Here is a 14,431-nt window from a genome sequence, read left to right as displayed (position 1 = left end):
TAATTACTCTATTGATCGCCCATCCATCCGAGGGTGCAGGGCTGGGCTGCCCCCAGGGCGGATCGATATTCTTGAGCACGCAAGGACGAATCGTGATATCTGACCGCGTCGCTTTGCGCCCATCGGCGCAAAGCACGGGATATCAGCCCCCATCCAGGCCGGGCCTCCCCCTATTTTCGAAGAAAGCACCCCCCTCTCCATGGATTTCTTTCCCGCGGGTCATCCGCTGCTCAAGGCTCTGACCGAGCGCGACTACACCGATCCCACCGACGTTCAAGAAGCGGTCCTCGAACCCGGCGCCATGGGGCGCGATCTGCTGGTCTCGGCCCAGACCGGCTCGGGCAAGACGGTGGCCTATGGCCTGGCCATGGCCGATACCTTGCTGGGCGACGCCTTCACGCTGGAGCCTGCGGCCGAGCCTCTGGCCCTGATCGTGGCCCCCACCCGCGAACTGGCGCTTCAGGTTCATCGCGAGCTTTCCTGGCTGTACGAACATGCCGGTGCCCGCGTCGTCTCCTGCGTCGGCGGCATGGATCCCCGGGCCGAGCAGCGCTCACTGGGCCAGGGCGCTCATATCGTGGTGGGCACCCCCGGTCGTCTGCGCGACCATCTCGAGCGCGGAGGCTTGCGCATCAACCGTCTGAAGGCGGTGGTGCTGGACGAAGCCGATGAGATGCTGGACCTCGGCTTTCGCGAGGATCTTGAATTCATCCTGGAAGCCACGCCCCAGGAGCGGCGCACCCTTCTCTTTTCGGCGACGCTTCCCCACGGCATCGTCGCCATGGCCAAGCGCTATCAGCGCAATGCCTGGCGTATCGCCGTCTCGGCGGGAACCCAGGGTCATGCCGATATCGAATATCGCGCCGTGCGCGTGGCGCCCAACGAGATCGAGCATGCGGTGGTCAATCTGCTGCGCTATTTCGAGTCGCCCACCGCCATGGTGTTTTGCAACACCCGCGATTCCGTGCGCCATCTTCAGGCCATCTTGCTGGAACGCGGCTTTGCCGCCGTGGCTCTGTCGGGCGAGTTGGGCCAGAACGAGCGCAACAACGCGCTTCAGGCGCTGCGCGACGGCCGCGCCCGTGTGTGTGTCGCGACCGATGTGGCGGCGCGCGGTATCGATCTGCCCAATCTGGGGCTGGTCATCCATGCCGAACTGCCCCAGAACGCCCAGACCCTGCAGCATCGCTCGGGCCGAACGGGGCGCGCTGGCAAGAAGGGCGTCAGCGTCCTGCTCGTGCTGCTGTCCCGGCGGCGCAAGGCCGACATGCTGTTGCAGACCGCCGGCGTCCAGGCCATCTGGAGCGGCGCGCCCTCGGCCGACGACATCCGCAAGCTGGACCAGGAGCGCCTGCTGACCAGCCCCTTGCTGGCCGAGGAGAATACCGAGGACGATCTGGCCATGGCCCGCGCCCTGCTGGCCGAACGCCCGGCCGAGGACATTGCCGCCGCATTGGTGCGCATGTACCGGTCCCACCTGCCCGCAGCGGAAGAAGTGTTCGATCCCGGCCCCGGCTCGCCCACGCGTGAGCCGAGAGAGCACCGCGAGCGCGAACCGCGTCCGCCGCGCGAGGGCAAGGGTCCCGGACTGCCCGGCGGCTCGGTGTGGTTCCGCATGAATATCGGGCGGCAAAAGAATGCCGATCCGCGCTGGCTGATCCCCATGATCTGCCGCCAGGGCAAGGTCACCAAGGCCGAGATCGGCGCCATCCGCATCTTCGAGCGCGAAACCCGCTTCGAGATCGACGCCGCCCATGCCGACCGCTTCGCCATCGCGCTGCGCCAGATCGAGAAGGCCGAAGTGCGCATCGAACGTCTGGCCGAGCATTCCGCCGAGCCCGCCGCCGGTCCCAAGCCTGCCCGCCCCGACGACCGCCCCCGTCCTCCCGCCGGGGTCAAGCCCTTGGGGCAAAAGCCCAAGGCGCCCTGGAAGGATAAGAAGGACGGCCACCGCAAGGGCAAGCCCGAGCGGGCCTAATTCCGTCGTCATCCCGGCCTTGAGCCGGGATCCAGGAGTCGCGGAACCGACGTTTCCGTGGTCCCGGCCCCCGGCTTAAAGAGCCGGGGTGACGAGGTGAGGATGCATCTCCTGTTGACTCTTGTGCCTGCATCGGACTAAAACCCCACCCTCTTCAGATTTCTGGAGATTCCCGCCTCCGAGGAGGCCCGCTGGTCCGCGAGTGTCGCGCACCGGCGTGTAATCGTTTATGGACGGATCATGTTCGAGAGCTTGAGCTCAAGACTGGGTAAGGTGTTCGAGAAGCTGACGGGCCGTGGCGCCCTGTCGGAAGCCGACGTCACCGATGCCCTGCGCGAGGTCCGCGTCGCCCTGCTCGAGGCCGACGTTGCGCTCTCCGTGGTCAAGGAGTTCATCGGCCGGGTCAAGGCCCGCGCTGTCGGCGCCGAGGTGATCAAGTCGGTCTCTCCCGGCCAGATGGTGGTCAAGATCGTCCATGACGAGCTGATCGCCACTTTGGGCACCAAGGGCACCGAGCTTAACCTCAATGCCGTGCCGCCCGTGGTCATCCTGATGGTCGGCCTTCAGGGGTCGGGCAAGACCACCACTTCGGCCAAGATCGCGCTGAAGCTCAAGAAAGAGAAGAAGAAGGTCCTGTTGGCCTCGCTGGACGTCTACCGTCCCGCCGCTCAGCAGCAATTGCAGATTCTGGCCGGACAGGCCGAAGTGGGCAGCTTGCCCATCGTCATGGGCGAGATGCCGGTGGCCATCTCCAAGCGGGCGCTCGATGTGGGCCGCAAGGAAGGCTACGACGTCGTCATCCTCGATACCGCTGGCCGCCTGCATATCGATCAGGAGCTGATGGCCGAGGTCGCCGCCGTGCGCGACGCCGCCAAGCCCACCGAGACCCTGCTGGTCACCGATGCCATGGTCGGCCAGGACGCCGTTACCCTGGCGCGCGAATTCAACGAGAAGGTCGGTGTCACCGGCATCGTTCTCACCCGTATCGACGGCGACGCCCGTGGCGGCGCGGCGCTGTCCATGCGCGCCATCACCGGGCGGCCCATCAAGTTCCTGGGCGCCGGTGAAAAGCTCGACGCGCTGGAAGTCTTCCACCCGGATCGCATCGCCGGGCGCATTCTCGGCATGGGCGACGTGGTCGGCCTGGTCGAGAAGGCCATGGAGACCCTGGACCAGGAAGAAGCCGAACGCCTTGCCAAGCGCATGGAGAAGGGCAAGTTCGACCTGGACGACATGCGCAAGCAATTCGCCCAGGTGCGCAAGATGGGTGACTTGAAGGGCATCCTCGGCATGCTGCCCGGCATCGGCAAGATGGCCGGAGCCCTGAAGGACGCCAATATCGACAACAAGATGGTCGCCCGTCAGGAAGCGATCATCACGTCCATGACCAAGGCCGAGCGCAAGAACCCCGACCTGATCAAGGCGTCGCGCAAGAAGCGCATCGCCGCCGGTGCCGGGGTCGAGGTCCAGGACGTCAACAAGCTGCTCAAGCAGTATCAGCAGATGGCCGACATGATGAAAAAGGTCGGCAAGCTGGGTCAGAAGGGGCTGATGCGTCACGGCATCGGCGGCCTTTTGCCCCCCGGTATGAAGTTCGGGCGCTAACCGGCGCCTAAAGGTAATTCGACGAGCCGATGAATGCTTTCATCGGCGAGGAGTTGCGGGCAAGGCCCGGCGCGGCTTATGCCGCGAAAGCCAAGGGTGGCGTAGCCACCCGCCCGGTGATTGAGGGAATTTAGGCGGACCCCGCAGGGGAACGCCGATATGGATCAAGTTTCGAACAGAGGAAGACCAAAGAATGGCTCTGAAGATTCGTCTTTCCCGCGGCGGCGCCAAGAAGCGTCCGTTCTACAAGATCGTTGTCGCCGACGCCCGTGCGCCGCGCGATGGCCGCTTCATCGAGAAGGTGGGCACCTACAATCCCATGCTCCCCAACGACAACGGCCAGCGTTGGATCCTCGACGAGGACCGCGTCAAGCATTGGCTGTCCGTCGGCGCCCAGCCGACCGACCGTCTGGTCCGTTTCTTCGCCGACAAGGGCCTGGTCGCCAAGCCCGTGCGGGCCGAGCAGACCAAGCAGCCCAAGCCCAAGGCCAAGGCGCAGCAGCGCGCCAAGGACCAGGCCGAGCGTGACGCGGCTGCCGCCGCCGAAGCCGCGGCGGGCGAGTAAGTCCCCATGGGACCTCGTGTCCGCGTCGGCGTGATTGTCGGCGTCCATGGGGTCCGGGGTGCGGTCCGTATCAAGAGCTTTACCGAGGATCCGGCCGATATCGGCTTTTATTCCCCGGTGGAGAACGAGGCGGGCGGCACCAAGTTCCGGCTGAAGGTGACGGGCGAGGTCAAGGGCCTGGTCATCGCCACGCTGGAAGGGGTTTGCGACCGCGACGCCGCCGAGGCGCTGAAAGGCACCGAGCTATGGGTTGCCCGCGAGCGTCTGCCCAGATTGGCCGAGGACGAGTTCCTCTACACCGATCTGATCGGGCTGGTGGCTTACGGGGTCGATGGCAAGCGGTTGGGCATCGTGAAAGCGGTGGCCGATTACGGGGCCGGTGACGTGCTGGACATCAAGTTGGAGCCGAAAGGCGACATGATGGTGCCCTTCACCAAGGACTCGGTGCCGGAAGTCGATATTGCGGGTGCTCGGCTGGTGGTGATTCCGCCGGTCTATGCGCCCGATGAGAACGAGGAGAAGAGTGGTGGAGCATAAGGACCCCTGGCGGGCCACATTGCTCACCATCTTCCCAGAGATGTTTCCGGGGCCCCTGGGCCTGTCATTGGCAGGCCGGGCGTTGGAAGAGGGCAAGTGGGCTCTCGACACGGTGGATATTCGTGGCTTTGCCACGGACAAGCACCGGTCGGTGGACGACTCGCCCTTCGGCGGTGGAGCCGGAATGGTGATGCGTCCCGACGTGCTGGACGCCGCCATACACGGCACGCCAGCGCCGGGGCCTCTGGTCTATATGACGCCACGCGGCCGGCTGTTGAACCAGGAACTGGTTCGCGAGTTGGCGGCGGGGCCGGGTGTGAGGGTTCTGTGCGGGCGTTTCGAAGGGGTGGATCAGCGGTTGCTGGAAGCTCACGGAGCGCTCGAGGTCAGTGCCGGCGATTTCGTCCTTTCGGGCGGCGAACCGGCGGCACTGGTGATGTTGGACGCCATCGTCCGCCTGCTTCCCGGCGTGATCGGGAAGGAGGAATCGCTGGCGGAAGAGAGCTTCGAATGGGGATTGCTGGAATATCCCCATTATACCCGCCCCCAGATCTGGGACGGGAGAACGGTGCCGGAGGTTCTGCTTTCCGGTCACCACGAAAAGATACGCGCCTGGCGGAAACGTCAGGCGGAGGACATAACCCGGCAGCGCCGGCCCGATCTGTGGGATCGGTACGTCGCCGCCAAGAACCTGAGTGAGGGTTGAGCCATGGTTAACATCATTGAGCAGCTCGAGAAGGAGCAGATCGAGAAGCTGACCGCCGATCGCGGCGTCCCCAGCTTTGCTCCGGGCGATACGGTGAAGGTCAACGTGAAGGTGATCGAAGGCAACCGCGAGCGCGTCCAGGCCTATGAGGGCGTCTGCATCGCCCGCAAGAATGACGGCCTGAATTCGTCCTTCGTGGTCCGCAAGATCTCCTACGGCGAAGGCGTCGAGCGTATCTTCCCGCTGTACTCGCCCAACATCGCCTCCATCGAGGTGGTGCGCCGCGGCGATGTGCGCCGCGCCAAGCTGTACTATCTGCGCGACCGTCGCGGCAAGTCGGCCCGTATCGCCGAGCAGACCACCGGCCATTCCGGCAAGGTGTCCGCCGCCGAGCGTGCTGACGCCGCCGCCGCCAAGGCCGCCAAGGTCGCCGCCGCCAAGGTCGAGTAGTCTCGTCCTTTCCGGTTCCTTGGGTTCCGCTCTTCCGATCAGCCTCCTCCCCGTTTGGGGAGGGGGGTGTTTCGGGGAGAGGTTGGTGCGACCTCTTGCGCCGGGGCGTCCGCGTCCCGAGATATCAGGCCGCCCGAGTGCTGCTTCATTTCTAGGGATTCGACGATGGCCAAGCTGCGCACGTTGTTCGACAAGATCTGGGACGCCCATCTGGTGGATGTCCAAGACGACGGTACCTGCCTGATCTATATCGACCGTCACATGGTCCACGAGGTCACCAGCCCGCAGGCCTTCGAGGGTCTGGAAATGTCGGGCCGCAAGGTGCGCCATCCCGAGCTGACGCTCGCCGTCGCCGATCACAACGTGCCGACCACCGACCGTTCCAAGGGCATCGAGAACGAGGAAAGCCGCATCCAGGTGGAAACCCTGGAAGCCAATGCCAAGAAGTTCGGTGTCGAATACCTGCGCATGGACGATATCCGCCAGGGCGTTGTCCACATCGTCGGGCCGGAACAGGGCTTCACCCTGCCCGGCACCACCATCGTGTGCGGCGATTCCCACACCGCCACCCACGGCGCTTTCGGTTCGCTGGCCTTTGGCATCGGCACCTCCGAGGTCGAGCATGTGCTGGCCACCCAGACCCTGGTGCAAAAGCCCGCCAAGAACATGCGCATCACCGTGACCGGCAAGCCCGGCCCCGGCGTGACCGCCAAGGACATCGTTCTGGCCATCATCGGCAAGATCGGCACCGCTGGCGGCACCGGCTATGTGGTGGAATTCGCGGGCGAAGCCATCCGCGACCTGTCCATGGAAGGCCGCATGACGGTCTGCAACATGACCATCGAGGCGGGTGCGCGCGCCGGTCTGGTGGCGCCCGACGAGAAGACCTTCGCCTATATCGCTGGCAAGCCCCGCTCGCCCAAGGGCGCCGCCTTCGAGGCCGCGGTCAATTACTGGAAGACCCTGTTCACCGACGAGGGCGCCCATTTCGACGCCGAGGTGACTCTGGACGCCTCCACCCTGGTGCCGCAGATCACCTGGGGCACCAGCCCCGAAGACGTCATCGCCATCACCGGCACCGTGCCCAACCCCGCCGATATCAAGGACGAGGCCAAGCGCAAGGCCGTCGAGCGCTCGCTCGACTATATGGGCCTCACCGCGGGCATGAAGGCCACCGACATCGCCATCGACGTGGTGTTCATCGGGTCTTGCACCAATGGCCGTATCGAGGATTTCCGCGCCGCCGCCGAAATCTTCAAGGGCCGCAAGGTCGCCGCCAATGTGCAGGCGCTGATCGTCCCCGGTTCCGGTCTGGTCAAGGAACAGGCCGAGGAAGAGGGTCTGGACAAGATCTTCATCGAGGCGGGCGCCGAATGGCGCGAGCCCGGCTGCTCCATGTGTCTGGCCATGAATGCCGACCAGTTGAAGCCCGGCCAGCGTTCGGCTTCGACCTCGAACCGCAATTTCGAGGGCCGTCAGGGCCGCGGTGGGCGCACCCATCTGGTCAGCCCCGCCATGGCCGCCGCCGCCGCCATTACCGGCAAGCTCACCGACGTTCGCTCGCTGTAAGGGGACTTGGGATATGGAAAAGTTCACCACGCTCACCGGCGTCGCGGCGCCGCTGCCCATGATCAATGTCGACACCGACATGATCATTCCCAAGCAGTTCCTGAAGACCATCAAGCGTACGGGTCTGGGCAAGAATCTGTTCGACGAGATGCGCTATACCCAGGACGGCAAGGAAGTTCCCGACTTCGTGCTGAACAAGCCCGCCTATCGCTCCGCCAAGATCTTAGTGGCCGGGGCCAATTTCGGCTGTGGCTCGTCGCGTGAGCATGCGCCCTGGGCCATCGGCGATTTCGGCATCCGCTGCGTCATCGCGCCCAGCTTCGCCGACATCTTCTTCAACAACTGCTTCAAGAACGGCATCCTGCCCATCAAGCTGCCGCAGGAGCAGGTGGACAAGCTGCTGGACGACGCGTCGCGTGGTTCCAACGCCATCGTCACCGTGGACCTGGAAAAGCAGGTCATCACCGGCCCGGACGGCGGCTCCATCAGCTTTGAGGTCGATCCCTTCCGCAAGCATTGCCTGTTGAACGGCCTGGACGACATCGGTTTGACGCTTCAGCGCGAAGATAAGATCGCGGCGTTTGAAGAGACCCGCAAGGCGTCCTCGCCCTGGCTGTAACGCAGGCGTTTTAGCGCGTTCCATGACTTGACGGAGCCTCGCCCAGGGGTTAGGCACTAATCCGTTAGACATATATCTGTTTCGGGAGACTAGTATGGCCGCCAAGAAGCTTTTGATCCTTCCCGGTGATGGCATCGGCGTCGAAGTGATGGCGCAGGTCCGCCGGATCATCGATTGGATGGCCCGCAAGCGGAAGGTCGAGTTCGAGATCACCGAGGGTCTGCTGGGCGGCGCCGCCTATGACGTGCACGGCACTCCCTATCCGGCCGAGACGCTGGAGGCCGCCCTGGCCGCCGACGCCGTGCTGCTGGGCGCGGTGGGTGGCCCCAAGTGGGACGACCTGCCCTTCGACAAGAAGCCCGAGCGCGGCCTGCTGGGCATCCGCAAGGATATGGGCCTGTTCGCCAATCTGCGCCCCGCCACCGTTCTGGACGCCCTGGCCGACGCCTCGACGCTGAAGAACGAAGTGGTCTCCGGCCTGGACATCATGATCCTGCGCGAGCTGACCGGCGGTCTGTATTTCGGCCAGCCGCGCGGCATCGACACGCTGCCCGACGGCACCCGCAAGGGCTACAACACCCTGGTCTACACCACGCCCGAGATCGTGCGCATCGGCCGCGTCGCCTTCGATCTGGCGCGCAAGCGCAACAAGAAGCTGTGCTCGGTGGACAAGGCCAATGTGCTGGAATGCACCGTGCTGTGGCGCGAAGAGATGATCAAGCTGCAGAAGGAAGAGTATCCCGACGTGGAGCTCTCCCACATGTATGTGGACAATGCCGCCATGCAGCTGGTCCGCAACCCCAAGCAGTTCGACGTCATGGTCACCGAGAACATGTTCGGCGACATCCTGTCCGATTGCGCCGCCATGCTGACCGGCTCGCTGGGCATGCTGCCCTCGGCCTCGCTGGGTGAGGCCGATGCCAATGGCAAGCGCAAGGCGCTGTACGAGCCCGTCCATGGCTCGGCCCCCGACATCGCTGGCAAGGACATGGCCAATCCGCTGGCCACCATAATGTCGTTCGCCATGTGCCTGCGCTATTCCTTCGACATGGTCGCCGAAGCCGATCTGATCGAGACCGCGGTCAAGAACGTGCTGAAGGGTGGCCTGCGCACCGCCGACATCATGCAGCCCGGCAAGGCCAAGGTTTCCACCACCGTCATGGGTGAGGCCGTGGTCCGCGAACTGGACAAGCTGAACTCCTGATCGGTTCGCCGGTCCAGCGACGAAACAAAGGCGGCGGTCCCCTCGGGGCCGCCGTTTTGTTTCGTAAGGACGCGATGCGTTCCTATTTCATCCGGACGCGATAGCGCAGCACGGCCTCTCCCTTGGCCGGGACCTGAATGACCCAGCGGATCAGGGTGGGGCTTTCCCTGGTGTGGGGCGCGCTTTCGTCGAGGATCAGCCAATCGGGGCGGAAGGCCTCGCGGATGGTGATGGCGGAGGCTTGTTCTGCTCCATTGGCCAGCTTCACCTCCCAGGCGGTTTCCGTGACCTCGGCCGAGACCTTCTGGAAGTCGGTCTGGACGCGGCGCGCCGTGACGTCGAAGGATTGGCCCAGGTTCAACCGTGCCTCGGCCCCTTCAGGCAGGGCGGGCAGCATGTCCTCGCCCAACAGGACCGGGTCGCCGCCGGGGCCGCGCATGGTCACCCGGATGGGGCCCGCGGGAACGGGCTTGCCCAGGCCTGCCTTGGCGGTATTGCTGAAGGCAAGGCGCAGCACCGGATGAACGGGCCGGGCATCGAGGGAGCGCGACAGGAAGAGGTGCATGCCCTGCGGGTCCAGCGCCAGCTCACGGCTGACCGTCACCACTGCGGGGGGGATCAGCGGAACCTGCCGGTTCTCGCCATCGCGCAGGGTGACCGGACGGGGCAGGGTATAGACATGATAGGGCCCGACGGCGTCCCGGATCGGCAGGGACGGCGACTCGGCCATGGGCCGTGCCGCCATCATCATCTTGGGGGCGCCGCCACCGGCCTGGGTTGTTCCGGCCACCAGACGCAGGGTGGCATCGTTGAAGTCGGCGCCGCTGGCATTGCTGAGATTGGCCCAGACGGAAAGCGCCAGATGATCGCCCTTCAACTCTGCGCTGGCCAGGCTGGACCAGCCCAGGCCGTCGGCGGAATAGGACAGTTCCAGTTCCCGCCGTCCGGAGCTTTCCGTCTCCACCTGGGCGCGGAACGAGGGGCGCGAGGCCAATCCCGGCCCTAATCCGTCATAGACGATGCGCTGGGGCTGGCCCGCCACGACTTTGCCCTCGGCTTCGAACAGCGGCGTTCCCTCGGAGGATAGAACCTTGGCCGTCTGCGCCGGGCCGCCACCGTCCCAGATCACCGAGACGGTGCGCCCGATATGGGCCGCCAATTGCCGTTCCGCGGACAGGGCACCGCCATCGATCCAATGCTCGGCGACACTGAGCCCTGGCGCTTCGATAGCGGCGCTGCCCGGCCGGATGGTCCGGGGAATGCCGTCCAGGATCAGGGTGGAGGTTCCCCTCTCCAGCGTGGCGGGGCGCCGGTCGCGGATCAGGGCCGGGCCGTCCTGATGCAGGGTGAGGGAGAGGGTCGAGCGCTCTTCGAATGGAACGGCGATCTCGGTGGCCGAGGTGGTCACCGGGATGGTCAGGGCGAGCAGCAGGGCAAGGCGACGCGACATGGGGCGGACTCCAGGGTCAACCCGCTAACCCTGGTGCCCGAATGCGGCGAAACGATGGTCGGCGCAGGAATCTAATTGGACTTGGTGGCGTCCTTGTTGAAGGACTGCATCTCGGCGATCTTGGTCCGCAGAGCGTTCAGAAGGCCATCGACCTTGCCGCCATTGGACTGGATCACCGACGAATATTCATTGCGGTAGGTGATGGCCATGGAGGCGCCTTCGACCACCAGATCGACGACCCGGAAGTCCTGCTCGCCCTTCTTCAGCTTCCACTGCAGATTGATGGGCGTCTGGTGGTCGCGTTCGACCTTGGAATCGACCACGACCCCCCGTTCGCCATCGGCTGCGGCATTGGTCACCAAATGGCGCAGATCGCCGCCGTAATCCTTGAACCGGGTGGCCCAGGTCAGGACCACGATATCCTCGAAGGCCTTGAGGAATTCCTGCTGCTGTTCGGGGGTGGCGGCGCGCCAATGGCGGCCCAGGACGAACTTGCCGATCTCGGCCAGGTCCACATCCGTGGTGAATTGAGTGCGGAAACGCTGGGCGCGCTCGGCATCAGGAATCCCCTTGGCCGTCATGGTCTCCATGGCCTTGGCGGCCAGCTGGGTGACGAAGGCCTTGGGATCGGCCTCGGCGGAGGCAACGGAGCCGGAGGCGAGGCCGAGGAAGGCCCCGACCAGGGCGGTGAGAAGGAAACGACGGGAAATCATTGTCTTGTCCGGCCTATGCTCTGTCACTGCGCCGACTGGGAAAGCTCGTCGCCCTTACCGGCTCGCGTAAAACCAGGGGCCGGGATCTTTTCTCCGCCGCCACGGCCATTCTTGATCTCGGACGCCCGATGCTGGCGATAGAGCGAGCGGATCGACGCGTAGTAGTCAAGCGACGTACGCTCGATCTCGTCCAGGGTGTCGAGCAGATCCTCGCGCTTGTCCAGGCCGGTCATGCCCATGCGGGCATAGCTGATATATTCCTTGCCCACGCTGGCCATGGCCCAATCGAAGGGGTCGGCGAACATCTCGGCCACCAGGCCCACGGTATCGCGGGGATTGGACGGCCCGAAGATGGGCAGCATCAGGAAGGGACCCTCGCCCACCCCCCAGACCGCCAGGGTCTGGCCAAAGTCTTCCTCATGGGGAGGAATACCGGCGGGGGTCGCGATGTCGATGAAGCCGGCCAGGCCGAAAGTGCTGTTCAGCATGGCGCGGAAGAAGGTCTGCACCGCGCGGTCGGTTTCGCCCTGCAGCACGTCGTTGACGAAGGTCAGCGGGCTGTTCAGGTTGGTGAGAATGTTGTGCACCCGCTCGCGCCCGAATTTCGGCATGACGTAGCGATAGCCCTGGGCCGCTGGCTTGATGGCGTATTTGTCGGCGAAGAGGTTGAAATCGAAAATCGCCCGGTTCATGGGCTCCAGCGGATCGTTGACTTGTTCCCATTCAGCGACCGCTTCCTTGTCGTTGGCAGGAGGCGGTGTCGCACAACCGGCGACAAGCGCCAGGGCAAACACGGGAGCAACGAGGCGGGCGATGGTCCGGCGCGTGGCATTCATGGGCTGCGTACCTTCTGTACCTTTGGTCAAGATAACGAGCGCACGACAGCACGCCCCCTTGGACGGGAGCCACTCCGCCCCCAATATTCCGAGGTATCATAGTCCAGACCTAATGGCTAGAGGGGAAGGGGAGTTTTGCCGAAGCTAAGGCGATTCCTGTGGCAAAAGCGCACCATGGAGTGAACACCCGAGGGACTGTCCGCAATCAAGGCTTCATATCCGCATAAAGATATGTTTATATGTTTTTGGATATGAAGGGGAGTCCTCGTGGTGGAAACCTTGCTGACGGGATTGCGGGCCGCCGCCGAGCCGACCAGGCTTCGGCTGCTGCATCTGCTTGCCCAGGGCGAGCTGACCGTGACCGAGATCACCCAGATTCTGGGCCAGAGCCAGCCGCGCGTATCGCGTCACCTGAAGCTCATGTGCGAGGCCGGATTGCTTGACCGCTTTCCCGAGGGCGCCTGGGTCTTCTATCGTCTGGCCGCCAATAAGGGCCGGGGCGGGGCCGTGGCCCGGCGACTGCTGGACCTGCTGCCCGAGGCCGATCAGACCCTGACGCTGGATCAGCAGCGCCTCTCGGCCATCCGCGCGGTGCGCGCCGACCGGGCCCAGGCCTATTTCCGCGACAATGCGTCGCGCTGGAACGAGATCCGGTCGCTGCAGGTGGACGAGGCCGAAGTGGAAAAGGCCCTGATGGCCGTGTTCGCCGGGCGTCGCGTCCATGATCTGGTGGATATGGGCACCGGCACCGGCCGGGTGCTGGAGGTGCTGGGCCCCCATGTGGAGCGCGCCATCGGCATCGATCTGTCGCGCGAGATGCTGTCCGTCGCCCGCACCAACCTGGAGCGGCTTTCCTTGAGCAACTGCATGGTGCGCCAGGGCGATATCGCCCAACTTCCCCTGCCCGCCGCCAGTGCCGATGCGGTGACCATTCATCAGGTGCTGCATTACGCTGCCGACCCTGCCGCCCTGGTGGCCGAGGCCGCCCGCGTGCTGGAACCGGGCGGCAGACTGGCCGTGGTCGACTTCGCTCCCCATGGCGAGGAAGCCTTGCGCGATCAGCATGCCCATCGCCGTCTCGGCTTCGAGGATGCCGAGGTGGAGGGCTGGGTGCGCGCCGCCGGGCTGGAACCCGGCCCAGTGTCGCGCCTGCCCGGCAAGCCCTTGACCGTGGTGGTCTGGACCGCCCAAAAACCCCAACCGACTTTAAAGTCCACAGGAGCGACGCGTTGAGCCTCCCCCGTTCCGAACTGCCTATCGCCGCCGCAAGCCGCAAGCCGGTCAGCGTCTCCTTCGAGTTCTTTCCTCCGAAGACCGAAAAGATGCAGGTCTCGTTGTGGGAATGCGTCCAGCGTCTGGCGCCGCTGGCGCCGCAATTCGTCTCGGTGACCTATGGCGCTGGCGGCACGACGCGCGAACGCACCCACGAGACCGTGGTGCGCATCGCCCGCGAAACCAATCTGAAGCCCGCCGCCCATCTCACCTGCGTCGGCCATGCCAAGGGCGAGGTGGACGACATCGCGCGCCGTTATTGGGACGAGGGCATCCGCCACATCGTGGCCCTGCGCGGCGACATGCCGGACGGTCAGGCCTATGCCGCCCACCCCCAGGGCTATGCCTATGCCGCCGATCTGGTGGCGGGCTTGAAGCGCATCGCCGATTTCGAGATTTCGGTGGCCGCCTATCCTGAGAAGCATCCCGATGCGCCCTCGGCCGATTTCGATCTCGACAATCTGAAGCGCAAGATCGATGCGGGCGCCAACCGGGCCATCAGCCAGTACTTCTTCGACCCGGCGGTCTTCCTGTCCTTCCGCGAGCGCGCCGCCAAGGCGGGCATCACCGTGCCGATCCTGCCCGGCATCCTGCCGGTGACCAATTTCGCCCAGGTGCAGAAATTCTCGGCCGCCTGCGGGGCCAGCATTCCCGGCTGGATGGCCGATCTGTTCGAAGGCCTGGACGACGACCCCGAGACGCGCCGTCTGGTCGCCGCCACCATGGCCGCCGAGCAATGCCGCATCCTGGCCGCCGAGGGGGTGGAGCAGTTTCACTTTTACACCCTGAACCGCGCCGATCTGGCCTATGCCATCAGCCACATCCTGGGCGTTCGGCCGAAGGGCTAAATGACTTGAACCACGAAGGCACGAAGACACGAAGATGAAGAGAAGGAGGTTTCTCCTTGGATTTCTTCGTGACACTTCG

14 protein-coding genes are annotated in these 14,431 nt (G+C 64.8%); 11 read left to right on the top strand and 3 right to left on the bottom strand.

The features are described from left to right. The first annotated feature begins 199 nt into the window (after nt 1-199). The 9 genes from CCC_RS14660 (at nt 200) to leuB (ending at nt 9,233) form a co-directional block, all read left to right on the top strand. The gene (locus CCC_RS14660) at nt 200-1,978 is read left to right on the top strand and encodes a DEAD/DEAH box helicase (RefSeq protein ID WP_009869318.1); all 1,779 of its coding nucleotides are present in this window, start codon (nt 200-202) and stop codon (nt 1,976-1,978) included. Nucleotides 1,979-2,218: 240 nt separating this feature from the next. Next, complete coding sequence (gene ffh / locus CCC_RS14655; RefSeq protein ID WP_009869317.1) at nt 2,219-3,583, top strand: signal recognition particle protein; 1,365 nt, start codon at nt 2,219-2,221, stop codon at nt 3,581-3,583. A 193-nt stretch (nt 3,584-3,776) separates the two neighbouring features. Then, nucleotides 3,777-4,148: a 30S ribosomal protein S16 gene (gene rpsP / locus CCC_RS14650; protein ID WP_009869316.1), complete on the top strand. Its 372-nt coding sequence runs from the start codon at nt 3,777-3,779 to the stop codon at nt 4,146-4,148. 6 nt (nt 4,149-4,154) lie between these two features. Continuing rightward, the gene (gene rimM, locus CCC_RS14645) at nt 4,155-4,685 is read left to right on the top strand and encodes a ribosome maturation factor RimM (RefSeq protein WP_041041958.1); all 531 of its coding nucleotides are present in this window, start codon (nt 4,155-4,157) and stop codon (nt 4,683-4,685) included. Further along, entirely contained in the window at nt 4,654-5,391 is a 738-nt protein-coding gene (gene trmD, locus CCC_RS14640; RefSeq protein ID WP_052473325.1) for a tRNA (guanosine(37)-N1)-methyltransferase TrmD, read from the top strand. The genes rimM and trmD overlap by 32 nt, the downstream gene beginning before the upstream one ends. Nucleotides 5,392-5,394: 3 nt before the next feature. Further along, complete coding sequence (gene rplS, locus CCC_RS14635) at nt 5,395-5,841, top strand: 50S ribosomal protein L19 (RefSeq protein ID WP_009869313.1); 447 nt, start codon at nt 5,395-5,397, stop codon at nt 5,839-5,841. A 165-nt stretch (nt 5,842-6,006) separates the two neighbouring features. Then, nucleotides 6,007-7,410 carry a 3-isopropylmalate dehydratase large subunit gene (leuC, locus tag CCC_RS14630; protein WP_041041956.1) on the top strand — a complete coding sequence of 468 codons (1,404 nt, stop codon included), beginning with the start codon at nt 6,007-6,009 and terminating at the stop codon, nt 7,408-7,410. A 13-nt stretch (nt 7,411-7,423) separates the two neighbouring features. After that, nucleotides 7,424-8,029, top strand: coding sequence for a 3-isopropylmalate dehydratase small subunit (gene leuD / locus CCC_RS14625; RefSeq protein ID WP_009869310.1), 606 nt, complete (start codon nt 7,424-7,426; stop codon nt 8,027-8,029). Between the two features lie 94 nt (nt 8,030-8,123). Then, nucleotides 8,124-9,233 carry a 3-isopropylmalate dehydrogenase gene (gene leuB / locus CCC_RS14620; protein ID WP_009869309.1) on the top strand — a complete coding sequence of 370 codons (1,110 nt, stop codon included), beginning with the start codon at nt 8,124-8,126 and terminating at the stop codon, nt 9,231-9,233. Nucleotides 9,234-9,315: 82 nt separating this feature from the next. Here the strand turns inward: leuB and CCC_RS14615 are convergent, their stop codons facing one another. The 3 genes from CCC_RS14615 to CCC_RS14605 all read right to left on the bottom strand — a co-directional run bounded on the left by CCC_RS14615 (nt 9,316) and on the right by CCC_RS14605 (nt 12,232). Further along, nucleotides 9,316-10,683: a DUF4139 domain-containing protein gene (locus CCC_RS14615; protein WP_009869308.1), complete on the bottom strand. Its 1,368-nt coding sequence runs from the start codon at nt 10,681-10,683 to the stop codon at nt 9,316-9,318. 71 nt (nt 10,684-10,754) lie between these two features. Further along, nucleotides 10,755-11,396, bottom strand: coding sequence for an MlaC/ttg2D family ABC transporter substrate-binding protein (locus CCC_RS14610; protein WP_009869307.1), 642 nt, complete (start codon nt 11,394-11,396; stop codon nt 10,755-10,757). Between the two features lie 23 nt (nt 11,397-11,419). Next, nucleotides 11,420-12,232 carry an MlaA family lipoprotein gene (locus tag CCC_RS14605; RefSeq protein WP_041041955.1) on the bottom strand — a complete coding sequence of 271 codons (813 nt, stop codon included), beginning with the start codon at nt 12,230-12,232 and terminating at the stop codon, nt 11,420-11,422. A gap of 270 nt (nt 12,233-12,502) precedes the next feature. On the opposite strand from CCC_RS14605, the gene CCC_RS14600 reads away from it, so the two are divergent. Both CCC_RS14600 and metF read left to right on the top strand, forming a co-directional pair. Beyond that, nucleotides 12,503-13,465, top strand: coding sequence for an ArsR/SmtB family transcription factor (locus CCC_RS14600; RefSeq protein WP_041042425.1), 963 nt, complete (start codon nt 12,503-12,505; stop codon nt 13,463-13,465). Beyond that, nucleotides 13,462-14,352, top strand: coding sequence for a methylenetetrahydrofolate reductase (metF, locus tag CCC_RS14595; protein ID WP_009869304.1), 891 nt, complete (start codon nt 13,462-13,464; stop codon nt 14,350-14,352). Before CCC_RS14600 ends, metF begins: the two co-directional genes overlap by 4 nt. Nucleotides 14,353-14,431: the final 79 nt, after the last annotated feature.

It is taken from the genome of Paramagnetospirillum magnetotacticum MS-1 (genome assembly GCF_000829825.1).
In the GTDB taxonomy this organism is placed as follows: domain Bacteria; phylum Pseudomonadota; class Alphaproteobacteria; order Rhodospirillales; family Magnetospirillaceae; genus Phaeospirillum; species Phaeospirillum magnetotacticum.
The sequence above is the reverse complement of the archived record's forward strand: the minus strand, read 5'-3'. Positions and strand labels throughout refer to the sequence as shown.